At 66.1% G+C, this 23,928-nt stretch carries 19 protein-coding genes; 9 read left to right on the top strand and 10 right to left on the bottom strand.

The annotated features are described in order from the left end of the window. Positions 1-6 precede the first annotated feature (6 nt). From dnaQ to AC1DX2_RS00085, 3 genes are all read right to left on the bottom strand, one after another. Positions 7-732 (bottom strand): DNA polymerase III subunit epsilon, encoded by a 726-nt coding sequence (dnaQ, locus tag AC1DX2_RS00095; protein ID WP_477194246.1) that lies wholly within the window; start codon positions 730-732, stop codon positions 7-9. 524 nt (positions 733-1,256) lie between these two features. Further along, positions 1,257-2,576 (bottom strand): isocitrate lyase, encoded by a 1,320-nt coding sequence (gene aceA, locus AC1DX2_RS00090; RefSeq protein WP_477194245.1) that lies wholly within the window; start codon positions 2,574-2,576, stop codon positions 1,257-1,259. A gap of 336 nt (positions 2,577-2,912) precedes the next feature. Further along, positions 2,913-3,689, bottom strand: coding sequence for a gamma-glutamyl-gamma-aminobutyrate hydrolase family protein (locus tag AC1DX2_RS00085; protein ID WP_477194244.1), 777 nt, complete (start codon positions 3,687-3,689; stop codon positions 2,913-2,915). 124 nt (positions 3,690-3,813) lie between these two features. Here AC1DX2_RS00085 and AC1DX2_RS00080 point away from each other — a divergent pair, with 124 nt between their 5' ends. The 7 genes from AC1DX2_RS00080 to AC1DX2_RS00050 all read left to right on the top strand — a co-directional run bounded on the left by AC1DX2_RS00080 (position 3,814) and on the right by AC1DX2_RS00050 (position 11,588). Then, complete coding sequence (locus AC1DX2_RS00080) at positions 3,814-4,722, top strand: DMT family transporter (RefSeq protein WP_477194243.1); 909 nt, start codon at positions 3,814-3,816, stop codon at positions 4,720-4,722. A gap of 282 nt (positions 4,723-5,004) precedes the next feature. Then, positions 5,005-5,457, top strand: coding sequence for an SWIB/MDM2 domain-containing protein (locus tag AC1DX2_RS00075; RefSeq protein ID WP_477194242.1), 453 nt, complete (start codon positions 5,005-5,007; stop codon positions 5,455-5,457). Between the two features lie 525 nt (positions 5,458-5,982). Beyond that, on the top strand, positions 5,983-6,993 hold the full coding sequence (locus tag AC1DX2_RS00070) for an ABC transporter permease subunit (RefSeq protein WP_477194241.1): 1,011 nt from the start codon (positions 5,983-5,985) through the stop codon (positions 6,991-6,993). Beyond that, positions 6,990-7,907 carry an ABC transporter permease subunit gene (locus AC1DX2_RS00065; RefSeq protein WP_477194240.1) on the top strand — a complete coding sequence of 306 codons (918 nt, stop codon included), beginning with the start codon at positions 6,990-6,992 and terminating at the stop codon, positions 7,905-7,907. Before AC1DX2_RS00070 ends, AC1DX2_RS00065 begins: the two co-directional genes overlap by 4 nt. Positions 7,908-7,926: 19 nt before the next feature. Beyond that, positions 7,927-8,931, top strand: a complete 1,005-nt coding sequence (locus AC1DX2_RS00060) for an ABC transporter ATP-binding protein (protein WP_477194239.1) — start codon at positions 7,927-7,929, stop codon at positions 8,929-8,931. Beyond that, positions 8,928-9,956, top strand: coding sequence for a peptide ABC transporter ATP-binding protein (locus tag AC1DX2_RS00055; RefSeq protein ID WP_477194238.1), 1,029 nt, complete (start codon positions 8,928-8,930; stop codon positions 9,954-9,956). Before AC1DX2_RS00060 ends, AC1DX2_RS00055 begins: the two co-directional genes overlap by 4 nt. A 6-nt stretch (positions 9,957-9,962) precedes the next feature. Further along, positions 9,963-11,588, top strand: coding sequence for an ABC transporter substrate-binding protein (locus AC1DX2_RS00050; RefSeq protein WP_477194237.1), 1,626 nt, complete (start codon positions 9,963-9,965; stop codon positions 11,586-11,588). Between the two features lie 557 nt (positions 11,589-12,145). Here AC1DX2_RS00050 and AC1DX2_RS00045 read toward each other — a convergent pair. Beyond that, positions 12,146-13,855, bottom strand: a complete 1,710-nt coding sequence (locus AC1DX2_RS00045) for a thiamine pyrophosphate-binding protein (protein WP_477194236.1) — start codon at positions 13,853-13,855, stop codon at positions 12,146-12,148. A gap of 115 nt (positions 13,856-13,970) precedes the next feature. Then, positions 13,971-15,233, bottom strand: coding sequence for an MFS transporter (locus tag AC1DX2_RS00040; RefSeq protein ID WP_477194235.1), 1,263 nt, complete (start codon positions 15,231-15,233; stop codon positions 13,971-13,973). A gap of 78 nt (positions 15,234-15,311) precedes the next feature. Between AC1DX2_RS00040 and AC1DX2_RS00035 the strand changes: the two genes are divergently transcribed. Together AC1DX2_RS00035 and AC1DX2_RS00030 are read left to right on the top strand one after the other, a co-directional pair. Next, the gene (locus AC1DX2_RS00035; RefSeq protein WP_477194234.1) at positions 15,312-16,124 is read left to right on the top strand and encodes an AraC family transcriptional regulator; all 813 of its coding nucleotides are present in this window, start codon (positions 15,312-15,314) and stop codon (positions 16,122-16,124) included. Between the two features lie 33 nt (positions 16,125-16,157). Beyond that, positions 16,158-19,034, top strand: a complete 2,877-nt coding sequence (locus tag AC1DX2_RS00030; protein ID WP_477194233.1) for a sensor domain-containing protein — start codon at positions 16,158-16,160, stop codon at positions 19,032-19,034. Between the two features lie 4 nt (positions 19,035-19,038). Here AC1DX2_RS00030 and AC1DX2_RS00025 read toward each other — a convergent pair whose 3' ends face one another. From AC1DX2_RS00025 to hutC, 5 genes are read right to left on the bottom strand one after another with little or no spacing between them, the layout of a single operon-like run. Next, the gene (locus AC1DX2_RS00025) at positions 19,039-20,499 is read right to left on the bottom strand and encodes a formimidoylglutamate deiminase (protein WP_477194232.1); all 1,461 of its coding nucleotides are present in this window, start codon (positions 20,497-20,499) and stop codon (positions 19,039-19,041) included. Further along, a complete protein-coding gene (hutG, locus tag AC1DX2_RS00020) occupies positions 20,489-21,295 on the bottom strand; it encodes an N-formylglutamate deformylase (RefSeq protein ID WP_477194231.1) in 807 nt (268 codons plus the stop codon). The genes AC1DX2_RS00025 and hutG overlap by 11 nt, the downstream gene beginning before the upstream one ends. Continuing rightward, positions 21,292-22,506 (bottom strand): imidazolonepropionase, encoded by a 1,215-nt coding sequence (gene hutI / locus AC1DX2_RS00015; RefSeq protein ID WP_477194230.1) that lies wholly within the window; start codon positions 22,504-22,506, stop codon positions 21,292-21,294. Before hutI ends, hutG begins: the two co-directional genes overlap by 4 nt. Next, entirely contained in the window at positions 22,503-23,084 is a 582-nt protein-coding gene (locus tag AC1DX2_RS00010) for a HutD/Ves family protein (RefSeq protein WP_477194229.1), read from the bottom strand. The genes hutI and AC1DX2_RS00010 overlap by 4 nt, the downstream gene beginning before the upstream one ends. Then, on the bottom strand, positions 23,081-23,791 hold the full coding sequence (hutC, locus tag AC1DX2_RS00005) for a histidine utilization repressor (protein ID WP_477194228.1): 711 nt from the start codon (positions 23,789-23,791) through the stop codon (positions 23,081-23,083). Before hutC ends, AC1DX2_RS00010 begins: the two co-directional genes overlap by 4 nt. Positions 23,792-23,928 lie beyond the last annotated feature (137 nt).

Below are 23,928 nucleotides of genomic sequence, written 5' to 3'. Positions count from 1 at the left end.
CACGCTTCAAGCCACCGCAGTTGCGTCTGCGACGGCGGGAATGCGCCACAGCGTCTTGCCACCGCTGGACTTGTCCAACTGAACCAGCACCTCTTCATGTGCGGCCAGTTCCTGCTCATTGGCTTGCAGCACCGGCAGGTTGAGGCCGCTCAGGTCCACCCGCGTCACCACGCCCCCACCAGAGGGGGCATCCGACACATCCATCAGCAGCGCGTCCTGGCCGCGCGTGAGGTTGATGTAGACATCCGCCAGCAACTCGGCATCCAGCAAGGCGCCGTGCAGCGTGCGGCCGGAATTGTCCACGCCCAGGCGGTCGCACAGCGCGTCCAGCGAGTTGCGCTTGCCGGGGAACATCTCCTTGGCCATGACCAGCGTGTCGATGACGTTGGCCACAAAGCCTTTGAACAGTGGCCTGCCCACCAGTTGCAGCTCCTTGTTCAGGAAGCTGACGTCAAACGCCGCGTTGTGGATGATGATTTCGGCATCCTTCACATACGCCAGCAGCTCTTCCACCACCTGCTCGAACTTGGGCTTGTCGCGCAGGAACTCGTTGGTGATGCCGTGGATGCGTATCGCGTCCTCATGGCTGTCGCGCCCGGGGTTCAGGTAAAAGTGCAGGTTGTTGCCGGTGAGCTTGCGGTTGAGCAGCTCCACACAGCCGATTTCGATGATGCGGTCACCGTTCTCGGCCGACAGGCCGGTGGTTTCCGTGTCCAGGATGATTTGGCGCATGGGCGTCACTTTAGCATTCAGCAAGTCACCTCTCTCCGTTCGGGCTGAGCCTGTCGAAGCCAGCGCCTGAAGTCCAGCTGGCGCCGCGCGTATCCAACTGGCAGGCGCACCGGGCAGCCGCGTGTCGTGGCTGGCTGTAGTGGGCTTTCGCGCCTGGGTTTCTGCTGCGTGGCGAAGCGGCTGTTGCTCACTGAAGGTGAAGCGACCCGCAGGCGCGTCGGGTGGCTGCATTGGGGCGCAGGGGACATTCGTGCCCACGAGCAGTCACCTCAACCAAAAGCAGTGTTGAGGCCAGCCAAGGTCGTGCGAGAAGGGCCTCTCACCGCGCGGCTCCCCGGAGAACCAATGCGGACGCCCGGCGTGCTTGCCTACCGGGTACGCGTGGCGCCAGCTTGGCTTGACTGGGCTTCGACAAACTCAGCACGAACGGGGTGGGCACACAAAAAAATGCCGCGTCAGCCCCAAGGCTGTACGCGGCTCTCAAAAGGAAACGGTTCAGTGTTCAGTCAGTCAGCAGCAGCAGCTCAGTGGAACTGCTCTTCTTCGGTCGAGCCGGTCAGCGCCGTGACGCTGGACTTGCCACCCTGAATGACAGTGGTCACTTCGTCGAAGTAACCGGTGCCCACCTCTTGCTGGTGCGACACGAAGGTGTAGCCGCGGTCGCGGGCGCCGAACTCGGGCTCTTGCACCTTCTCCACATAGGCCGACATGCCGCGCTTCACATAGTCTTGCGCCAGGTCGAACATGTTGAACCACATCGAGTGGATGCCGGCCAGCGTGATGAACTGGTACTTGTAGCCCATGGCGCCCAGTTCGCGCTGGAACTTGGCGATGGTGGCGTCGTCCAGGTTCTTCTTCCAGTTGAACGACGGCGAGCAGTTGTAGGCCAGCATCTTGCCCGGGTGCTTGGCGTGCACGGCGTCGGCGAACTTCTTGGCGAAGTCCAGGTCAGGCGTGCCGGTTTCGCACCACACCAGGTCGGCGTACTCGGCATAGGCCACGGCACGGGAGATCGCCTGGTCCATGCCCTTCTTGGTCTTGTAGAAGCCTTCGGCAGTGCGCTCGCCGGTCAGGAAAGGCTTGTCGTTCTCGTCGTAGTCGCTGGTCAGCAGGTCGGCGGCTTCGGCGTCGGTGCGGGCAATCACCAGCGTGGGCACGCCGCAGACGTCGGCGGCCATGCGGGCGGCGATCAGCTTCTGGCAGGCTTCGGCGGTCGGCACCAGCACCTTGCCGCCCATGTGGCCGCACTTCTTGACGGAAGCCAGCTGGTCTTCAAAGTGCACGCCACCGGCGCCGGCCTTGATCATGGCCTTCATCAGCTCAAACGCGTTCAGCACGCCGCCAAAACCAGCTTCGGCATCGGCCACGATGGGGGCGAAGTTGTCGATGTAGCCTTCGTCGCCGGCGTCAATGCCCTTGGAGTGCTGGATCTCGTCAGCACGGCGGAACGTGTTGTTGATGCGCTCCACCACGGTCGGCACCGAGTCCACCGGGTACAGCGACTGGTCGGGGTACATGGAGGCATACGAGTTGTTGTCGGCGGCCACTTGCCAGCCCGACAAGTAGATGGCCTTCACGCCGGCTTTCACCTGCTGCATGGCCTGGCCACCGGTCAGCGCGCCCAGGCAGTTGACATACGCCTCGGTGTGCAACAGGTCCCACAGCTTCTCGGCGCCGCGGCGGGCCAGCGTGTGCTCGATGGGGAAGGAGCCACGCAGGCGCACCACGTCGGCGGCGCTGTAGCCGCGCTTGATGCCCTTCCAGCGCGGGTTGGTGGCCCAATCCTTTTCCAGTGCGGCGATCTGTTGTTCGCGGCTCAGTTGCTCGGTCAGTGTTTGCGGCATGGTCGTAACTCCTAGAGGTTGGTGATGCTGGGGAACCTGGTGGCCTTGGGTGTTGGGCTTGCGCTGGCACATCCGCTGGCGTTGGAATGAATTCTAGTCTTGTACAAGACTTATGGTTCATCTTATGTCTTATACAAGACATAAATTATTTTCAATAAAATCAAATAGTTAATTACACCGTTTCGCTTTGCGATACGACGATTTTGAATTATGAAAAGTTTTGCGGCGGCGCAGCACGAATAATTTCACAATATGAAGTGAAATTCCTGACGTGTGAAAAGTGTCAGCCAAGCCCGCGCGCGCGGGCCGTCAACCGCGCCCAAGACTCGAATCAGACTACGCGCGCAAACGCGCTTGCCGGTGCTCGCGGCAGGCCTCGCCAAAGGCCTGAAAGATGGCGGCGTACAGGGGGTTGTCCCAGCATTGCCATTCGGGGTGCCACTGAAAGGCATAGGCAAAGGCGCGCGCATCACGCACGGCAAAGGCCTCCACCAGGCCATCGGGTGCATGGGCCAGCGGCTGCAGGCCGTCGGCCAGGCGGTCCACGCCCTGGCCGTGCAGCGAGTTGACCCTGGCCTCGGTGCCACCGGCCCATTGCGCCAGCGGCGAGCCCGGTGCGATGCGGATGGCGTGGCTCAGGCCGTATTGCACCTCCAGCGGTGCGTCTGCCGGTTCGCGGTGGTCCATCAGCCCCGGCACCTGGTGCACGCGCTGGTGCAGGCTGCCGCCCAGCGCCACGTTGATCTCCTGAAAGCCACGGCACACGCCCAGCAGCGGCACGCCCTGGGCCACGCACTGGCGCACCAGGGCCAGCGTCAGACTGTCGCGTTCAGCGTCCAGCGGCAAGCTGGGGTCGGCCACGTCCTGGCCGAAGTGCGAGGGGTGCACGTTGGACGGCGAGCCGGTCAGCATCACCCCGTCCACCAGCGCCAGCAGCTCGCCCACCTGGTCGGCAGACGCCAGCGGGAACACCACGGGCTGTGCACCGCTGCAGCGGGTGATGGCCCGGGCGTATTTGTCGCCCAGCACCAGGAAGGGGGACGGCACGCCGTCCTCGCCCAGCAGGCGGTGGTCTGCGGGCAGCCAAACAAGGCAAGGCGGTTGAGCGGGCATGGGCAAGGTGGAGAAGTTGCCACCATTGTGCGGCAAGCGGTCGCTGCCAGGGCGCCTGCGCTTTCAGGCATGATGCGGCGCTTGCGGCCACCTGCCGCCATGTTTCGCCCCCCCCCTTGCCCGCATGACCCCCATCAGCCGCCCCGTCGCCTACTTCTGCCTCGCGCTGAGCATGTCCCTGGTGGGCAGCTACGTGGCCCTGTCCAAGCCGCTGGCGGCGGCGCTGCCGGTGTTCCTGCTCGCCTGGCTGCGCTTTGGCATCGCCGCCGTGTTCATGCTGCCCTGGCTGCGCAAACCGCCCGGCGAGCCAGCCATGACGGCGCAGACGCGCCGCCTGCTGTTCCTGGAGTCCTTCCTGGGCAACTTCCTGTTTTCCATCTGCATGCTGCTGGGCGTCAGCATGACCAGCGCGGTGTCGGCCGGCGTCATCATGGCCGGCATCCCGGCCACGGTGGCGGTGCTGAGCTGGCTGTTCCTGCGTGAGCGCATAGGCTGGCGCGTGGCGGCGGCGGTGGCCTGCGCAGTCGGCGGCATTGCGCTGCTGGGCCTGGCCAAGCCACCCCATGCAGCGGGCGATGACGGCGGCGGCAGCGTCAACCTGTGGGGCAACCTGCTGGTGATTGGCGCCGTGCTGTGCGAAGGCGCCTATGCCGTCATCGCCAAGAAGCTCACCGGCGTGCTCAGCGCCAAGCGCATCAGCGCCTTGATCAACCTGTGGGGCTTTGCGCTGATGACGCCACTGGGGCTGTACCAGGCGCTGGGCTTCAACTTCACCGCCGTCAGCTTCAGCATCTGGCTGCTGCTGCTGTTCTACGCGCTGGCGGCCAGCATCTGGACGGTGTGGCTGTGGATGACCGGCCTGCGCGTGATCCCGGCCGCCCAGGGGGGCGTGTTCACGGTGATGCTGCCAGTGGCAGCCGCCGCCGTGGGCGTGGGCGTGCTGGGCGAGCACCTGGGCGGGCTGCAACTGCTGGCCTTTGGCATCGCCATCGTGGGGGTGGTGCTGGCCACGCTGCCGGCGCGGCGCGGCTGAGCGAAAAGCAGCCCTGCAGAGCGCCTCTACAGAGGGAAAACAAGCCTTCTGAGGGGATGAAACAGGCGCACTCCCGGCCCGTGAAAATCCCGTCCATGTGAAAAAGTGCCGTTTTCAGAGGGAAAAGCGGCCAAATCGGCGCATTAAAAAAACAACACGCCAGAGTGAAAAAACTCACTTTCCCCTTGGAAAGCGCATTTTTCTCCAGTAGCATCCCCATTGCCAGTGGAGACAAGCAGTTTTTCACTGGTGATTAATCAACTTCTAGAAGGACAATCAACCATGGCAACTGCGAAAAAAGCACCGGCTAAAAAAGCTGCCGCCAAGAAGGCAGCCCCGGCAAAGAAGGCTCCTGCCAAGAAGGCAGCTCCGGCTAAGAAAGTAGCCGCGAAGGCACCGGCCAAGAAGGCTGCTCCGGCGAAGAAGGCACCGGCCAAGAAGGCCCCCGCCAAAAAAGTCGCCGCCAAGAAGGCCCCCGCCAAGAAGCGCACGCCCAACGCGGCCTTCATGAAGGCCCTGACGCCCAGCGCCGCTCTGGCCGCGATCGTGGGTGCAAACCCGCTGCCGCGTACCGAAGTGGTCAGCAAGCTGTGGACGTACATCAAGAAGAACAAGCTGCAAGACGCCGTCAACAAGCGCATGATCAACGCTGACGCCAAGCTGAAGGAAATCTTCGGCAAGGTGCAAGTGTCCATGTTCGAGATGGCCGGCCTGATCGGCAAGCACCTGAAGTAATCAAGGGCTTCTCACGCACTGAAAGGCCGGCGCAAGCCGGCCTTTTTCATTTCCGTCGCCCCCTTCAATCGGCCAGGTCGCTGAAACTCCTCGTCCTTGCAACTCATCGTCCCTTGATGGCTGCCGACGCCACTGGTGCGCGTGACTACGCGGATGTCCTCCGGGCCTGCGGCCCTCCCCCTTGATTCCGCTCCGTCACGCGCCCCAGCGACATCGGGTTCATTGGCACACACACGCTTGAATGCAGAACATTGGCACGCCAACCAGGTTCGCCGGATCAGGTCGATGCAGCATTCGGCGCAGCGGCATCAAGGAGGAGGCCCGAAGGGCCGGGGGACAGCCGCGGAGCCGAGTGCCGTGTCGGCCTGATCCCGCCAACCGAGCTGAGCGCAATGCCCCCGGGGTTTCCCCTTGTGCAGTGGGCCTGCGCCGGCCCCGGGGAACTGGGCCCGCCTTGGTAGAATCGCACACTTTGCCGAAGACGACCGGGCCACAAGCCTGGCAGGTTTCCCCCCTACCCCCATCATGCTTCGCTTTCTGCTGACGCGCCTTGGCCTGATCATCCCGACCTTCATCGGCATGACGCTGCTGGCGTTTTTCCTGATACGCCTGGTGCCCGGCGACCCCATAGAAACGCTGGCCGGCGAACGCGGCATCGATGCCCAACGCCACGCCAAGTTGTTGAAGGAATACGGCCTGGACCGTCCGGTGATGGTGCAGTACGGCATCTACATCGGCCGCGTGCTCAGCGGCGACCTTGGCAAGTCCATCGTCACCCACGAACCGGTGCTGACCGAGTTTGTGGCGCTGTTTCCGGCTACGGTGGAGTTGGGCGTGTGCGCCATCCTGTTTGCGCTGATCCTGGGCATCCCGGCCGGCATCCTGGCAGCGGTGCGGCGCAACTCCATCTTCGACCACGGGGTGATGGGCGTCTCGTTGACCGGCTTTTCCATGCCCATCTTCTGGTGGGGCCTGTTGCTGATCCTGCTTTTCTCCGTGCAACTGGGCTGGACGCCGGTGTCCGGCCGCATCGACGTCAAATACTTCATCGAACCACAAACCGGCTTCCTGCTGGTCGACTCGCTGCTGGCGGGTGACAAGGGCGCCTTCTGGTCCGCCGTCTCGCACCTGATCTTGCCCATGGTCGTGCTGGGCACCATCCCGCTGGCGGTGATCGCGCGCATGACGCGCTCTTCCATGCTGGAGGTGCTGGGCGAGGACTTCATCCGCACCGCGCGCGCCAAGGGTCTGTCCACGCTGCGCGTGGTGGCGCTGCACGCGCTGCGCAACGCCATGATCCCGGTGATCACCGTGGTGGGCCTGCAGATCGGCGTGCTGTTCACCGGCGCCATCCTGACCGAGACCATCTTCTCCTGGCCCGGCGTTGGCAAGTGGATGATCGAGGCCATCAACCGGCGCGACTACCCCATCCTGCAAGGTGGCATCCTGCTGCTGGGCAGCATGGTCATGGGCATCAACCTGCTGGTGGATGTGGCCTACGGCATCATCAACCCGCGCATTCGGCACCAACGATGAGCAGCGCAAGCACGACCCCCGGCGCCGCCTCGGCACCCCTGCACGCCCCCGGCCCGGTCCACCCGGCAAAGGAGTTCTGGGGCTATTTCAAATCCAACAAGGGCGCTGTCGGCGGCCTGGTGGTGGTGGTGGTGGTGCTGCTGATGGCGCTGTTCGCACCGCTGATCGCCCCCTACCCGCCTGACCTGACCAACAACGCGGTGTTCCTCAAACCTCCGTTCTGGCAGGAAGGCGGCTCCACCGCCTACCTGCTGGGCACCGACGCGATCGGCCGCGACATCCTGTCCCGGCTGATCTACGGCTCGCGCCTGTCCTTGGTCATCGGCGTGGCGGTGGTGGTCATCTCTATCCTTGTTGGCACCGTGCTGGGCCTGCTGGCGGGCTTTTTCCGCGGCATGTTCGAGACCTTCATCATGCGGCTGATGGACATCATCCTCACGCTGCCCAGCCTGCTGCTGGCCATCGTGGTGGTGGCCATCCTGGGGCCGGGGCTGATCAACGCCATGCTGGCGGTCAGCATCGTGGTGCTGCCGCACTATGTGCGCCTGACCCGCGCGGCCGTGATCAGCGAAACGTCCAAGGATTACGTGACCGCCGCGCGCATGAACGGCGCCGGCTCCATGCGCCTGATGTTCAGCGAGATCCTGCCCAACTGCACGGCGCCGCTGATCGTGCAGGCCTCACTGGGCGTCTCCAGCGCCATCCTGGATGCGGCTGCCCTGGGCTTCCTGGGCCTGGGCGCGCAGCCGCCATCGCCCGAATGGGGCAGCATGCTGGCCGACGCGCGCGAGTTCGTGCTGCGGGCCTGGTGGGTGGTGACCATGCCCGGCATCATGATCCTGGCCACCGTGCTGGCCTTCAACCTGCTGGGGGATGGCCTGCGCGATGCCTTCGACCCCAAACTGAAACGCTGAAGTAGAGAGTTGCCCAGCCATGGCTTTGCTTGAAATCGAGAACCTCCATGTGGAGTTTCCGTCGCAACACAGCGTGATGCACGCGGTGGACGGCGTCAGCCTCAGCCTGGAGGCCGGTGAGGTGCTGGGCATCGTGGGCGAGTCCGGCTCGGGCAAGAGCGTCACCATGATGGCGCTGATGGGCCTGGTGGCCTTCCCCGGCAAGGTACGCGCCGACAAGCTGCGCTTTGACGGCATCGACCTGCTGGCGCTGTCGCGCAACGAACGCAACAAGCTGGTCGGCAAGGACGTGGCCATGATCTTCCAGGACCCGACCACCAGCCTGAACCCCTGCTTCACCGTCGGCTTCCAATTGGCCGAGACATTGAAGCTGCACCTGGGCCTGGACAAAAAGGCCGCGCACAAGCGCTGCATCGAGCTGCTGGAGCAGGTCGGCATCCCGGCGCCTGAGAGCCGGCTCAAGGCTTACCCGCACCAGTTGTCCGGCGGCATGAGTCAGCGCGTGATGATCGCCATGGCGATCGCCTGCAACCCCAAGCTGCTGATTGCGGATGAGCCCACCACCGCGCTGGACGTGACCATCCAGGCACAGATCCTGGACCTGCTGCGCGAGCTGCAGCAGCAGCGCGGCATGGCGCTGGTGCTGATCACGCACAACATGGGCGTGGTGTCCGAAATGGCGCAGCGCATGGCGGTGATGTATGCCGGCCAGCTGATGGAGCAACAGCGCACTGAAGCGCTGTTCGCCGCGCCGCAGCACCCCTACACCGCTGCACTGATGGCTGCCATGCCTGAGCGCAGTGACGGCAGCGGCCTGCTGACCACCATCCCCGGCATGGTGCCGGGCCTGTATGACCGCCCCAGCGGCTGCCTGTTCGCGCCGCGCTGCACCCACGTACAGGAGCGCTGCCGCACCGAGCGCCCGGCCCTGCGCGATTGGCAGACGGGCACGGTGCGCTGCCACTTTCCGCTGGGCGATACGCCAGCGGTGCGGCAAGCCGCCGCCCTGGAGAGCGCACTGTGAGCGCGGTGATAGCCCAGCCGGCTGCGGCAGGCGCCGGCACGGCCTCCACCGCGCCGGTGGTGGTGGCCAAGGATTTGCGCCAGGTCTACAAGGTGGGCCGCGGCATGTTCCAGAAGGCCGCCGAACTGCAGGCCGTCAGCGGCGTGTCGTTCAGCGTGCAGCCGGGCAAGACCCTGGCCATCGTCGGCGAGTCGGGCTGCGGCAAGTCCACGCTGGCGCGCATGGTGGCGCTGATCGAGTCGCCCACCGCCGGAGAGCTGACGCTGGACGGCCAGGACGCGGTGAACCCCGCCCACCGCAAGGCGCTGCGCCAGACGGTGCAACTGGTGTTCCAGAACCCCTACGGTTCGCTGAACCCGCGCAAGACGATTGGCAACATCCTGGAGTCGCCGCTGGCCATCAACACCGACGACACGCCGGCCCAGCGTGCCGACAAGGCCCGCGCCATGCTGGCCCAGGTGGGCCTGCGCCCCGAACATTACGCCCGCTACCCACACATGTTCTCCGGCGGCCAGCGCCAGCGCATTGCCATCGCCCGCGCGCTGATGCTCAACCCCAAGCTGGTGGTGGCCGACGAGCCGGTGTCGGCGCTGGACGTGTCCATCCAGGCCCAGGTGCTGAACCTGTTGGCCGAGCTGCAGCGCTCGCTGGGGCTGGCCTACCTGTTCATCTCGCACGACCTGGGCGTGGTGCGCCACATTGCCCACGACGTGCTGGTGATGTACCTGGGCCATGCCGTGGAGCATGGCGAGAAGAGCGTGATCTTCTCGCGCCCGCTGCACCCCTACACCCAGGCGCTGCTGGCCTCCACGCCGGGCATTGTCGGCACCGGTGCGGCCAAAAAGCGCATCGTGCTCAAAGGCGAGCTACCATCGCCCCTGAACCCGCCTGCGGGCTGCGTGTTTTCCACCCGCTGCCCGCATGTGACCGAACGCTGCCGCGTGGAGCGGCCGCTGTTGCGCCAGCTGGACGGGCGGCTGGTGGCCTGCCATGAAGTAGAAAACCTGCAATCCCACAAGGAGTAGTCAAGCATGAATCAAGCAAGCAAGAAATTCCCCCTGCACCGCGCGCTGATCGCCACGCTGGCCGTGCCCGCGCTGATGGCGCTGGCGCCCGTGGCCGCATCGGCCAAGACGCTGGTGTACTGCTCAGAAGGCAGCCCGGAGAACTTCTACCCCGGCATCAACACCACTGGCACGTCGTTTGACGCCAGCACGCAGATCTACAGCCGCCTGGTGGAGTTCGAGCGCGGCGGCACCAAGGTGGTGCCGGGCCTGGCGCACAAGTGGGACATCTCCAAGGACGGCACCGAATACACCTTCCACCTGCGCAAGGGCGTCAAGTGGCACAGCAACAAGCTGTTCAAGCCCAGCCGCGACTTCAACGCCGACGACCTGATCTTCACCTTCGAGCGCCAGTGGAAAGAGGACAACCCCTACTTCAAGGTCACCAGCTCCAACCACTCGTACTTCAACGACATGGGCATGCCCAAGCTGCTGAAGTCCATCACCAAGGTGGATGACTACACCGTCAAGATCACGCTGAACCAGGCCGAGGCGCCCTTCCTGGCCGACCAGGCGATGGAATACGCCGCTGTCATCTCCAAGGAATATGCCGACGCCATGCTGAAGGCCGGCACGCCCGAAAAGCTGGACCAGGAGCCGATCGGCACCGGCCCGTTCTACCTGGTGCAGTACCAGAAGGACGCCGTCATCCGCTACAAGGCCTTTGCGCCTTACTACGAAGGCAAGGCCAAGATCGACGACCTGGTGTTCGCCATCACGCCCGACGCCTCGGTGCGCTGGGCCAAGCTGCAAAAGGGCGAGTGCCATGTGATGCCCTACCCCAACCCGGCCGACCTGGACGCCATCCGCAAGGACCCCAACGTCAAGATGCTGGAGCAGGCCGGGCTGAACATTGGCTACCTGGCCTACAACACCACCAAGAAGCCGTTTGACGACGTGCGCGTGCGCAAGGCGGTGACCATGGCCATCGACAAGAAGGCCATCCTGGACGCGGTCTACCTGTCCTCGGGTGTGGCCGCCAAGAACCCGATCCCGCCCACCATGTGGTCGTACAACAATGCCATCAAGGACGACAGCTTTGACCCGGCCGCCGCCAAGAAGCTGCTGGCCGCAGCGGGCTTCCCCAACGGCTTCGAGACCGACCTGTGGGCGATGCCGGTGCAGCGCCCCTACAACCCCAACGCCAAGCGCATTGCCGAGCTGATGCAGGCTGACCTGGCCAAGGTGGGCGTGAAGGCCAAGATCACCAGCTACGAGTGGGGCGAGTACCGCAAGCGCATGCAAAACGGCGAGCACCAGACGGCGCTGTTCGGCTGGACCGGCGACAACGGCGACCCGGATAACTTCCTGGCTTCGCTGCTGGGCTGTGAATCCGCCAAGTCCAACGGCTCCAACGTGGCCAAGTTCTGCTACAAGCCGTTCGAAGACCTGATCATGAAGGCCAAGACGGTCTCCAACCAGGCCGAGCGCGCCAAGCTGTACGAAAAGGCGCAGGTGATCTTCAAGGAACAGACACCGTGGATGACCATCGCCCACGCCGTGCAACTGGGCCCGATCCGCAAGGAAGTCATCGACTACCGGCTGAGCCCGTTTGGCCGGCACACGTTCTACGGTGTCGACATCAAGGAATAAGCGCCCTTGTCTCTCTGAAGAAGCCGGCCCTCGTGCCGGCTTTTTCGTTCGATGCCTTGTTTTCGTTGGCGTAGCTCCGCAGCGCGCCAACCGGGAAATTGGCCCTTCCCCGGTGAGCAGGTCCGCTGCGCGGACTGCCTTGCGGTGCTCGCCCCAGCCGGGAAAGCGTGCAAACTCGCTTCACTCAAACAGCACGCTTTCTGATCCGTCTGGTGCTGCGCTCCTCAGCTGCTCACAGGGGGCCCTTCGCCAATTTCCCGGTTGGCGCGCTGCTCCTTTGTTCTCGGAAGAGCACTGGCGCGAAGCTTCCCCGCTGACTTGAAGCGCTGGGCATGCGGCGCGGCGGCCGGTGATTGGCGGAAGGGCCCCCTGTGTGAAGCCGAGGAGCGCAAGAGGCAGCGGAAAAAGAATCGCGCATGTTTGAGCGAAGCGAGTTTGCGCGATTCCCGCTGACTCTGAGCACCGGAGGGCAGTCCGCGCAGCGGACCTTCACACCGGGGAAGGGCCAATCACCGGCTGTCGCGTCGCATGCCCAGCGCGTGCAGCCGGAGAAAGACCTACTTCGCGGCAGCCTTCAGAGCATTCGCAGTAATGCCGGACAAGGTGCCCCGGGTGGTGATGACCTCCGGATCCAGCACCACCTCGATCAACGTGCCCTGCGCGCGCTCCAGCGCCGCCAGCAATTCGGGCTCGAACTCGGCCGTCTTGGCGATGCGCACGCCGTGGTAACCGTAGGCACGTGCCAACGCGGCAAAGTCAGGGTTCAGCAGTTGGGTGCCGCTGACGTTCGTGGGGTACTCGCGCTCCTGGTGCATGCGTATGGTGCCGAACATGCCGTTGTTCAGCAGCACGATGATGCTCTTGGCGCCGTACTGCACGGCGGTGGCCAGTTCCTGGCCGTTCATCAGGAAGTCTCCGTCGCCGGCGATGGTGAAGGCGGTACGCCCAGTGGTGATGCTGGCGGCAATGCCGGCAGGCACGCCGTAGCCCATCGCACCATTGGTGGGTGCCAGCTGCGTCTTGTGGCCCTTGGCCAGGCCATGGTGGCGGAAGAAGCGGTGCACCCAGCTGGCGAAGTTGCCAGCGCCGTTGGTCAGCACCGCATCGTGGGGCAACAGCTTTTGCAGCGTGGCGACGATGGCCGGCATGTCGATGTCGCCCGGCAGCACTTGCGGCTGCAGGTTGGCGGCGTAGTCGGCGCAGGCGTCTTTCGTCCACTGCGTCCATGGCACGCTGTCGGGCGTGCCCAGCGTCAGCAAGGAGAGCGCGGCGCCGTTCATGCTGGCGTGGATGGTCAGGTCGGCCTGGTAGACGCGGTTCAGCTCCAGCGCGTCGCCGTGGATGTGCACCAGCTTCTGCTTCGGGCGCGGCACCTGCAGCAGCGTGTAGCCGCTGGTGGTCATCTCGCCCAGGCGCGGACCCAGGGCGATCACCAGGTCAGCGTCCTTGACGCGCTGCGCCAGCTTGGGGTTGATGCCTATGCCGACGTCGCCCGCGTAGTTGGGGTGGTGGTTGTCAAACGTGTCCTGGAAGCGGAAGGCATTGCCCACCGGCAGTTGCCAGTTCTCGGCGAACCATTGCAGCGCCTGAGCGGACTCCACCGTCCAGCCGCTGCCACCGGCAATGACGATGGGGCGCTGCGCCTCCAGCAGCATGCCTTGCAGAGCCGCCAGCGCCTGGGGGTCGGTCCAGGCGGTGGCCGGGTTGATGCGCGGCTGCGGCGCTGGCGTGGTAGCGCGGTCCACCATGTGCGTCAGCATGTCCTCGGGCAACACCAGCACCACCGGGCCAGGGCGGCCGTTCATGGCGGTGGCAAAGGCACGCGCCACGTACTCGGGGATGCGCCGCGCATCGTCGATGCGCTCCACGCGCTTGGCCATGCCCTTGGTGCTGGGGCCGAAGAAGGCGTTGTAGTCCACCTCCTGGAAGGGTTCGCGGTCACGCGTGTCGCTGGCCACGTCGCCGACGAACAGCACCATGGGCGTGGAATCCTGGTAAGCGGTGTGCACACCGATGGAGGCGTTGGTGGCACCGGGGCCGCGGGTGACGAAGCACACGCCGGGCCGCCCGGTCAGCTTGCCGTGCGCCTCGGCCATGAAGGCGGCACCGCCCTCCTGCCGGTTGATGATGAACTGGATCTTGTCGGCGTGGGCATGAAAGCCATCCAACACCGCCAGGTAGCTCTCGCCGGGCACGCCAAAGGCATGCGTCACGCCCTGGGCCACCAGGCATTCAACGAGAAGATGGCCCGCCATTTGTTGCGTCATGGCGGGCATTATGCCGCTGCGCGGCCCGGCTGCACTGTGCGCCGGCCATCACAGACGTGACGGGATGTATAGCCTGGGCACAAGGACTGCCCCTGCGGGTCCGGCGCAATGAACCTCAGGCGTGCGCGATGCGCCGCCCTACCCCCAGCGCCGCGCCCACGCTGAGCAGCAGCACCACAGCGGCACCAAACAGCGTGGCGGCGTACCAGCCGCGGTCCATGAACAGGCCGAACAGGATAGGCGAGGCGGCAAAGCCCACGTCCAGCCCCGAATACACCATGCCGTAGACGCGGCCGGTAGCGCCCTTGGGCGTGGCTTTCTTGATCAGCAGGTCGCGCGACGGGTTGCCCACGCCCACCGCAAAACCGGTCGCCGCCAGCACCACCATGGTGCCCATGCCGCTGAGCCAGCCGGTGGCGCACAGTGCCAGTAGCGCGGCGCCGGCCGTCATTGCCCAGGCCACCACGCGGTCGCTGTGCGCCGCCAGGCGCGCGGCCACGAAGCCGCCCACAAAAACGCCCACCGCGCCAGCCAGCATGTAGGCGGTGACTGTAGCGGTGGCGGCCTCGAAGCTGATGCCGTGCAAGGCCTTCAGGATGGAGGTGGAAAAGCTCTGCACCACGGCGATCGTCATGGTGGAGAGGAAGAAGAAGCCAAAGCACCACCACACCACCGGCAGCTTCATGAAGGCAAAGTCGTCACCCGCCTTGGCGTCGGGCTTGCGCACCACGATGTCAGTGCGCAGCTTGTCGCGCTGCACGAACAGCAGCACGATCACCGCCACATACATCAGCGCGGCGCAGCCATAGGCCACGCGCCAATTGGACAGCGCGCCGATGCCGACCAGGAAAGCCGGCGCCAGTGCCCAGCCCAGGTTGCCGGTCAGCCCGTGGGCGCTGAAGGCATAGCCCAGGCGCGGTGCAGACACGCGCTGGTTCAGGATCGTGAAGTCCACCGGATGGAACGGCGCGTTGCCAACGCCAGCCAACGCAGCGGCCAACATCAGCCCGGGGTAGCCGCCAGCGGTGGCCGCCGCCAGGCTGGCCACCATGAACATGGCCAGCGCGCCAAACAACACCGGCCGCGCCCCCACCCGGTCCACCAGGAAGCCGGCACCGGCCTGGCCGACACCGGAGATGACGAAGAAGATGGTCACCAGCAGGCCCAGCTCAGAGAAGCTGAGGCCGAATTCCTTCATGAACACCGGGAACAGCGGCGGCAGCAGCATGTGGCCGAAATGCGAGGCGGCATGGGCCAGGCCCACCAGGCCGATGACGGCGGCGTCCTGCTTCAGCGGAACAGCGGGCGCGGCCAAGGCGGCAGAAGTGGTGGATGACCCGGCGGATGGCGGGTTGGTGGCAAGGCTTGCGGTGCTCATGGCGCCATGGTAAGTTCGCCAGCACGCGTCAACAACAGGCAATTTGCCAAGAATCATCGAATTTCAGCCATTTCAAGCATGCCACGCCAAACACCGTTGCAATCGCTGCCGCTGGGCAATGTGGACCCATTCCGGCCAACGCCGGCGCGCCCGGTGCGCACGCGCCACCGGGCGGTGCCGCAGGACACGCACCTGCAGCCCCATTCCCACGCCTGGGCCCAGCTGGCCTACTGCGCCAGCGGGCTGATGCAGGTGCATGTGGCCCAGCAGGTGGACACCACCTTCATCGTGCCGCCGTCGCGCGCGGTCTGGATACCCCCCGGGGCGCAACATGCCATCACCGTGCTGGAAGCAGCGCAGTTGCAGACGCTGTACCTGCACGCCAACACCGTGCCGCCGGGCTGGCGTGACGCCCGCGTGCTGGTGGTCTCCAACCTGCTGCGCGAGCTGATCACCGAGATGGAAACCCCGCGCAGCACCAGCCAGGCGACCCGCCAGGCGGCGCTGACCACACTGGTGCTGGACGAACTGGCTGTAGCGCCCACCTTGCCGCTGGGCGTGCCGCTGCCGCGCGACAAGCGCCTGCGCGCGCTGTGCGAGGCGGTGCTGCGCGCCCCGGGCGAACGCGCCACGCTGGCCGAGTGGGCCTCGGACATGGGTGCCAGCGAGCGCACGGCGGCGCGGCTGTTCCGCGACGAACTGGGCACCAGCTGGCAGCACTGGCGCCAGCAGGCACTGCTGGCCCACGCCTTGCCCATGCTGGCGCGCGGCGCGCCCATCAGCGACGTGGCCATGGCCTGCGGCTATGCCAGCGACAGCGCGTTTGGCGCCATGTTCAAGGCCGCCATGGGGCATTCACCCCGCCATTTCCAGGCCCGGCCGGCAACATAGACCGGTAAACTGGAACAAAAGCCCACGCCGCCCATGCCTACCTCCATCCTGGTGATAGACAGCGATGACACCCATGCCCAGCGCATGGCGCTGGCGCTGGCGGCTGCCGACCCCGGCCGCCAACTGGCCATGGTGAACACGCTGGCCCAGGCCAGGGCCGAATTGGACGCCCGGGTGTACGACCTGGTGCTGGTCAGCCACCTGCTGAGCGACGGCAATGCCTTCCAGCTGTGGGGCGAGATTTCGGACCGGCCGGCCATCATCCTGCTGCCGCCGGGCGACGGCTGGCCAGCGGCAGAGGCGATGCGGCTGGGCTTTGTGGATTACGTGGTGCGCGACAGCAGCCTGGCCTATGTGCGCGAACTGCCAGCCAGGGTGCAGCAGGCACTGGACCAGTCGCTGCACGGGGTGGGTTTCGCCCAACGCAGCGACACCATGGCCATGGCCGTGGCCGGGGCCGAATTGGGTATCTGGAACTGGCACGCCCACGTGGGCATGGCGGTGAACGCGCGCTGGTGCGAGATGCTGGGCTACCTGCCGCAGGAGCTGGACCTGTCGGGCTACCGCTGGTTCGACCTGGTGCACCCGGACGACGTCCAGGTGATCCACCAGGCCACGGCCGACAAGGACCTGGCCGGCAGCGGCCTGTTCGTGATCGAGTTCCGCATGCGCCACATCGATGGCCGCTGGCGCTGGGTGCAAAGCCGCGGCAAGGTGATGAAGCGCGATGCGCAGGGACAGCCATTGCGCGTGGCCGGCACCCACCAGGACATCACCGAGCGCCGGCAGGTGGAAGAAGAGCTGCGCGCCGCCAGTGCCGAGCTGGAGTTGAAGAGCCAGACGCTGCGCGTGACGCTGGACAGCATCAGCCAGGGCATCTCCTTCGTCGACCCGCAGCAGCGCATCGTCGCCTACAACCCACGCTACCTGGAGTTGCTGGACCTGCCAGCCGAATTGCTGGCAGGCCAGCCGCCGGTGGAAAAAGTGGTGCAGTTCCAGACCGAGCGCGGCGACTTCGGCCAGCAGTTCAGCTGGATAGACCAGGCCGCGCGCGCCTACGTGGCCAGCGAGTACCAGGCGCACGGCAACCGGCTGAACATGCCCGAGGTGTACCTGCGCCGAACGTCGAGCGGCCGGGTGATCGAGGTCAAGACCCGAAGGCTGCCCGACGGCAGCCGGGTGCGCACCTTCACCGACGTCAGCAGCTACCTGGACACCCAACGCCAGCTCGCCAAAAGCGAGGCGCGCTTTCGCAGCCTGACCGAGCTGTCTTCCGACTGGTATTGGGAAATCGACGCCCAATACCGCTTCACCCGCCTGCTGGGCGATCTGGAGCGCACCGGTGTCCTGCAGGAAAGCCGTGTCGGCAAGACGCGCTGGGAAGTGGGCGCCGAGAACATGAGCGAAGGCGATTGGGCTGCACACCGCGCCGTGCTGGACGCGCGCCAGACCTTCACCGAACTGGAGTTGAAGGTGCGCGGCAGCGCTGGCGGCCATTCGTGGATTTCGCTCAGCGGCATGCCCTTCTACGACGAACAGGGCGAATTCGCCGGCTACCTGGGCATTGGCAAGAACATCAGCGCGCGCAAGGAAGCCGAAGAACTCATCAAGAGCCTGGCCTTCTACGACGTGCTGACCAAGCTGCCCAACCGGCGCATGCTGCTGGAGCGCCTGGGCCAGGCGGCAGCAACCAGTCAACGCGAGCACCTGCACTGTGCGCTGCTGTTCATTGACCTGGACAACTTCAAGACGCTCAACGACACCCAGGGCCACGACACCGGCGACCTGCTGCTGCAGCAGGTCGCCGACCGCCTGCAGGCCTGCGTGCGTGAAGTGGACACGGTGGCGCGGCTGGGCGGCGACGAGTTCGTGGTGATGCTCGAAGGACTGGACGCCGACGCCACGCCGGCCGCCGCCCAGGCCCAGCTGGTGGGCGACAAGATCCTGGAGGTTCTGAACGACCCCTTCGAGCTGCCGGGCATGAAGCAGCACAGCACGCCCAGCATAGGGGTGACGCTGTTCAAGGGCAATGTGCAAAGCAGCGACGAACTGCTCAAGCGCGCCGATGTGGCCATGTACCAGGCCAAGGCGGCCGGGCGCAACACGCTGCGCTTCTTCGACCCCGCCATGCAGGCCGCGGTGGCCCAGCGTTCGGCCATGGAGGCCGACCTGCGCCTGGGCCTGCAACGCAACGAGTTCACGCTGTACTACCAGCCGGTGGTGGATGCGCAGCGCCGCATGGTGGGCGCCGAGGCGTTGTTGCGCTGGCAGCACCCGCAGCGCGGCATGGTGTCGCCGGGGGAATTCATCCCGCTGGCGGAACAGACCGGGCTGATCTTGCCACTGGGCATGTGGGTGCTGGAGATGGCCTGCCGCCAATTGCTGGAATGGTCGCACATGCCGCAGACGCGGGGTCTCAGCCTGGCGGTGAACGTCAGCGCGCGCCAGTTCCGCCAGCCCGATTTCGCCACCCAGGTGGCCGCCATGCTGACCAAGACCGGTGCCAACCCGTTCCGCCTGAAGATGGAGCTGACCGAGAGCATGCTGCTCAACGACGTGGAGGACATCATCCAGAAAATGGAGCTGCTGCGCGCCATGGGCGTGGGCTTCTCGCTGGACGATTTCGGCACCGGCTACTCATCGCTGAGCTACCTGAAGCGCCTGCCGCTGCATCAGTTGAAGATAGACCAGTCCTTCGTGCGTGATGTGCTGACCGACCCCAATGACGCGGCAATTGCCGTCACCATCCTGGCGCTGGCCGACAGCCTGGACCTGGCGGTGGTGGCCGAAGGCGTGGAAACCCAGGGCCAGTGGGACTTCCTGATGAAGAACGGTTGCCAGGCCTTCCAGGGCTACCTGTTCGGCCGGCCGGTGCCCATGGCTGAACTGACGCGCCAGTGGCTGTCCTGAGGGCTCAGGCAGCCCACAAGGCCTGCATGGCCTGCTGAAAACCCACGGCTTGCCCCGCCGGGTCAGCCGCCACCGGTTTGCCTGCCACCAGCACACTCCGAAACGCCGACGCCGGACTGGAAAACACCAACGCGTCCAGCAGTTGCGGCTGCGGCACACCCAGCAGCGCCGGCGCATCCGCGTTCAGCACCAGCGCATCGGCCCGATTGCCCACCGCGATGCCGCCCAAAGGCAGACTGGTGGCGGCACGGCCGCCGGCCAGCGCGCCCTCCAGCAACACCGCCGCCGTGCTGGGGCGGTCGGCCAGCTGCGCGGCCACATTGCGTCGGCGCTGGGTCAGGCGCTGGCCGTATTCCAGCAGCCGCAACTCCTCTGCCCAGGCGCGGGTCACGTGGCTGTCCGAACCAATGGACCAGCTGCCGCTGAGCCCGCCTTGGGCGCCGGTGTGGCCCTCCAGGTCAAACACGCCGTCCCCCAGGTTGGCCTCGGTGCTGGGGCAGATGACGATGGCCGCGCCACTGGCGCGCACCGCCAGCAGTTCAGCCGCCGTGGCATGGGTGGCGTGCACCAGGTTCCACTGGCTGTTGACGGGCAGATGGCCCATCAGCCACTCGATGGGCCGCTCGCCGCAATGGGTGATGCAGTCGTCCACCTCCTGCGTCTGCTCGGCGATGTGGATGTGCACCGGCAAGCCGGCGCGCTGGGCCTGGGCTGTCAGCGCCTTGATGGCGCCTTTGTCGGCGGCACGCAGTGAATGCACGGCCACGCCAACGCTGGCTCCCGCGCTGGCAGCCGGCTCGCCACCTTGCTGGTCGGCGATGGCCTGCTGCAAACCCTCCACCATCCACCAGATGCTGTCGGGCGTGGAGGCGAAGCGGCGCTGGTCGTCACGCAAGCCGGTGGCGCCAAAGCCCGAGCGCATGTACAGCGTGGGCAGCAGTGTCAGCCCGATGCCGACGCGCCGGGCCGCGCGCAGCAGCGCCAGCGCCATCTCCAACGGCTGGGCATACGGCTGGCCATCGGGCTGGTGGTGCACGTAGTGGAACTCGCACACGTGGGTGTAGCCACCGGCCAGCAACTCGGCATACAAAAAGGCCGCGATGGCCTCCAATTGCTCTGGGGTGATGCGGTTGGCGGCACTGTACATGCGGTCACGCCAGCTCCAGAAGTTGTCGTCCACCGGCTTGTGGAGGCTCCCCTGCGGCAGCCGGTGCTCGGCCAGGCCGGCCATGGCACGCTGGAAGGCATGGCTGTGGGCATTGACCATGCCGGGCAGCACCGGTCCGGCCAGCGGCACAGCGGCGGCGCGCTGCTCAGCACTGGCGCGCGGCACGATGTTGCCCCAACGGCCGTTGGCATCCACCGTCAACACCACGTCGCGCGCCCAGGCGCCCTGCAGCCAGGCCCAAGGGGCAAAGTATTTCAACGGCTCGGCTTGCATGTCAACGGGCACGTCATCGGACATAAAGGGCCTTGCAGGCATCCAGCGCCGCCTGCACCATGGCGCGCAACTGCGGTTGGAAGGCTGCGGCCACGGCCGGGTCGTAGGCAAACGGTGGCCCTTCCACCATGTAGATGTCACGGCACTTTTCCAGCTGGATCGCGTGTACGTGCTGGTCCGGCCGACCGTAGTGGCGGGTGATGTAGCCGCCCTTGAAGCGGCCATTGACCACATGGCTGTAGGCGCCGCTGGCCCGGCACACGCCGGCCACCGCCTGCGCGATGGAGGCGTGGGCGCTGTCGCCATTGGCGGTGCCGATGTTCAGGTCTGGCAGGCGACCCTCGAACAGCCAGGGCACCTCGGCCTGGATCGAGTGCGCGTCCCACAGCAGTGCAAAGCCGTGCTGCGCCCGGATGCGCGCCAGCTCGCCGGCCAAGGCGTCGTGGTAAGGCTGCCACCAGGTCTGGCGGCGGCGTGCCCGCTCGGCCTCGTCAGGCGCCCTGCCGTCGCGGTACAGCGGGTCGCTGGTGAAAAAGCGCGTGGGGCACAGCTCGGTGTTGGCGGCGCCGGGGTACATGGGCGCGTCGTCCGGCGGCCGGTTCAGGTCGATGACGTAGCGCGAACAGCGCGGCTGCAACACGCTGGCGCCCAGGTCGGGCAGGAAGTTGTACAGCTGGTCCAGGTGCCAGTCGGTGTCTTCCAGACCCAGGGCGCGCGGCTCGTAGGCGTCCTGCAACTCGGGGGGGATGTGGGTGCCAATGTGCGGCATGCTGACCAGCAGCGGCACCGTGCCGGGGTGCAGCGTGAAGGGGCTGCTCATACGGTCTCTCCTGCGAAAACGGTCTGGCGCCGGGGGTTGGCGCCGATGGCGTAGCTCAGTTGTGCGGGTTCGCGCACGTCCCACAGCACGAAGTCTGCGCGCATGCCGGCAGCCAGCACACCCCGGTCGGCCAGGCCCAGCGCCTGCGCCGCGTTGCGGGTCACGCCGGCCAGTGCCTCCTCGGGCGTCAGGCGAAACAGCGTACAGGCCATGTTCAGCATCAGCAGCAGCGAGGTGCAGGGCGAACTGCCGGGGTTGCAGTCGGTGGAGATGGCGATGGGCACCCCCTGGCGGCGCAACAACTCCACCGGCGGTAGCCGGGTTTCACGCAGGAAATAGAAGGCCCCGGGCAGCAGCACCGCCACCGTGCCCGCCGCGGCCATGGCGGCGGCGCCAGCTTCGCTCAGCCACTCCAGGTGGTCGCAGCTCAGCGCGTTGAAGCCGGCGGCCAACTGCGCACCGCCGCTGTCGCTCAATTGCTCGGCATGCAGCTTCACCGGCAGGCCCAAGCGCCGTGCGGCCTCGAACAACCGTGTGGTCTGCGCCGGGCTGAAGGCGATGCGCTCGCAAAACGCGTCCACCGCATCCACCAGGCCCTCGGCCTGCAACACCGGCAGCATGCGCAGCACCTCCTCCAGGTAGTCGTCGCTGCGGCCGGCGAATTCGGGCGGCACGGCGTGCGCGCCCAGGAAAGTGGTGCGCACGGCCACCGGGTGGTGTTGTGCCAGCGTGCGTGCCACCTGCAATGTCTTGCGTTCGTGCTCCAGCGCCAGGCCGTAGCCGGACTTGACCTCCACCGTCGTCACGCCCTCGGCCAGCAGGCCGCGCAGGCGCGTGCCGCTTTGCGCCAGCAACTGCGCGGGCGTGGCGGCACGGGTGGCCGCCACGGTGGAGGCAATGCCACCACCGGCGCGGGCAATGTCCTCGTAACTGGCACCGTTCAGGCGCAATTCGAACTCATGCGCGCGGTCGCCGCCGTAGACCAAGTGGGTGTGGCAATCGATCAGGCCGGGCGTGATCAGCGCGCCACCGGCGTCAAACTGCTGCGTGCACTGGCGCACCAGCTCGGGCGGCAGCGCTGCGCGCTCGCCCACCCAGGCCAGGCGCTCACCGTCTACCACCAGCGCAGCGTCTTCCACCAGCCCATAGGGCCGTGCGGCACCCGGCTGAAGGGTGGCTGCACTGCAATGCGTCCACAGCTGCAGGCTCACGGCGTGATCTCCATCCACAGCGCGTGGTTGGCCCGCACCTGCACCGTGCCGCGCGCACCCAGCACACGCCAGGCCAGGCAGTGCGCCGATACCTCCACGGCCGCTTCATCGCCCAACTGCACTTGCGCCGCCTGCATGCCAGCATAGACCGCCACAAACGTGCCCAACATCAGGCCACGGCTGCTGAACTGCGCCTTGACCCGCTCCATCTTCGCCTGGCCCCGGCCCCGGCGCACCATCAGGTTGAAGTCCTGCGTGGCGCCGCCCAGCAACTGGCAGCTCACGGCCACGGCGCCGTCAAACTGGAACGGCGGGCTCTGGCCGGTCAGCTGTATGGACATGCCATCCATGTTCAGCTTCACGCCTTCGCCTTGCAGCACGGCAAACCAGCGCTGCACGCCCTCGAAGCTGGAAAACGGCCCGCTGGCAGTGACCTCGGCCACCGACAGGCGCCAGTCCCAGTCCGCCGCCACGCCGGGCTTGCCGGGCGGCCAGGCCAGCAGCTCGCGGGTGACGCCACCACCATTACGCCAAGGTGAGGGCGATGTGTCGTCGAGCCGAATCAATTGCCAAGTCATAGCTGAAACTGTCCTGCAAAACTGTAACGTGTGCCGGGGTACACCAGTCGGGCCACGCTGGCCACGTGGGCACCGCTGACGGTGCGCCGCATCATGGCCAGGCAGGGCTCACCGCGCTTGATGCGCAGGTGCCTGGCCTCTTCCACCGTGGGCAGGCAGGCCTCTATCGTATAGCTGGCCTCAGTCAACGGCGCGTGGGCCAGCAGATGGTGGGTGGGGGTGGACTGGCTGAAATCCGTGGCCAGGTAGTCCGGCGCGGCGGCCGGGTTCACATAGCGGTCTTCGTACTGGATGGGCAGCTCGTTTTCATGGTGCACCAGCACGGTGTGAAACACCTCGGCGCCGGCCGCTAACCGCAGGCTGGCGGCCACCTCCGGGCTGGCCGGCTCGCGCGCCACATGCAAGGCCACCAACGTGTGCACGTGGCCGCGCTCCACCACTTCTTCGTGGATATCGCGTATGTGCAGCGACGACGAGATGCGGTGCAGCTCGGCCACGAAGCTGCCCGAGCCGCGCACGCGGGTGACCAGCCCTTCCTGCACCAGGTCCTGCATGGCGCGGTTCACCGTCATGCGGGCGACGCCGAACTGCTGCATCAGCTCGGCCTCGCTGGGCACGGCGTCGCCCCGCTTCCATTCACCCGAGGCAATGCGGGCCTTGATGAAGGCCTTGATTCTGACAAACGCCGGCAACGCGGATTTCGGCATGCTAGGGCCTGTTCACACTATTTTTGCAAGTGCGAATGGGGTTAAAACAGCGCCAATCAAGGCGCGCGACGACGGCCAGGCTGGGTGCCTGGCCTAGGAGTGCAACGCGGAGTGGCGCTGTTTTAACCCCATTCCCT

This window comes from Hylemonella sp. P2_B10 (genome assembly GCF_056404875.1).
This window is presented reverse-complemented; position numbering and strand designations above follow the sequence as displayed.

What these genes read in the sequence shown, in the direction of transcription:
- hutC (WP_477194228.1), bottom strand. Translation starts at nt 23,791, where the DNA reads ATGCCGAAATCCGCGTTGCCGGCGTTTGTCAGAATCAAGGCCTTCATC.
- dnaQ (WP_477194246.1), bottom strand. Translation starts at nt 732, where the DNA reads ATGCGCCAAATCATCCTGGACACGGAAACCACCGGCCTGTCGGCCGAG.
- AC1DX2_RS00050 (WP_477194237.1), top strand. Translation starts at nt 9,963, where the DNA reads ATGAATCAAGCAAGCAAGAAATTCCCCCTGCACCGCGCGCTGATCGCC.
- AC1DX2_RS00070 (WP_477194241.1), top strand. Translation starts at nt 5,983, where the DNA reads ATGCTTCGCTTTCTGCTGACGCGCCTTGGCCTGATCATCCCGACCTTC.
- AC1DX2_RS00040 (WP_477194235.1), bottom strand. Translation starts at nt 15,233, where the DNA reads ATGAGCACCGCAAGCCTTGCCACCAACCCGCCATCCGCCGGGTCATCC.
- hutG (WP_477194231.1), bottom strand. Translation starts at nt 21,295, where the DNA reads ATGAGCAGCCCCTTCACGCTGCACCCCGGCACGGTGCCGCTGCTGGTC.
- aceA (WP_477194245.1), bottom strand. Translation starts at nt 2,576, where the DNA reads ATGCCGCAAACACTGACCGAGCAACTGAGCCGCGAACAACAGATCGCC.
- AC1DX2_RS00025 (WP_477194232.1), bottom strand. Translation starts at nt 20,499, where the DNA reads ATGTCCGATGACGTGCCCGTTGACATGCAAGCCGAGCCGTTGAAATAC.
- AC1DX2_RS00045 (WP_477194236.1), bottom strand. Translation starts at nt 13,855, where the DNA reads ATGACGCAACAAATGGCGGGCCATCTTCTCGTTGAATGCCTGGTGGCC.
- AC1DX2_RS00060 (WP_477194239.1), top strand. Translation starts at nt 7,927, where the DNA reads ATGGCTTTGCTTGAAATCGAGAACCTCCATGTGGAGTTTCCGTCGCAA.
- AC1DX2_RS00080 (WP_477194243.1), top strand. Translation starts at nt 3,814, where the DNA reads ATGACCCCCATCAGCCGCCCCGTCGCCTACTTCTGCCTCGCGCTGAGC.
- AC1DX2_RS00065 (WP_477194240.1), top strand. Translation starts at nt 6,990, where the DNA reads ATGAGCAGCGCAAGCACGACCCCCGGCGCCGCCTCGGCACCCCTGCAC.
- AC1DX2_RS00010 (WP_477194229.1), bottom strand. Translation starts at nt 23,084, where the DNA reads ATGACTTGGCAATTGATTCGGCTCGACGACACATCGCCCTCACCTTGG.
- AC1DX2_RS00085 (WP_477194244.1), bottom strand. Translation starts at nt 3,689, where the DNA reads ATGCCCGCTCAACCGCCTTGCCTTGTTTGGCTGCCCGCAGACCACCGC.
- AC1DX2_RS00075 (WP_477194242.1), top strand. Translation starts at nt 5,005, where the DNA reads ATGGCAACTGCGAAAAAAGCACCGGCTAAAAAAGCTGCCGCCAAGAAG.
- AC1DX2_RS00035 (WP_477194234.1), top strand. Translation starts at nt 15,312, where the DNA reads ATGCCACGCCAAACACCGTTGCAATCGCTGCCGCTGGGCAATGTGGAC.
- AC1DX2_RS00030 (WP_477194233.1), top strand. Translation starts at nt 16,158, where the DNA reads ATGCCTACCTCCATCCTGGTGATAGACAGCGATGACACCCATGCCCAG.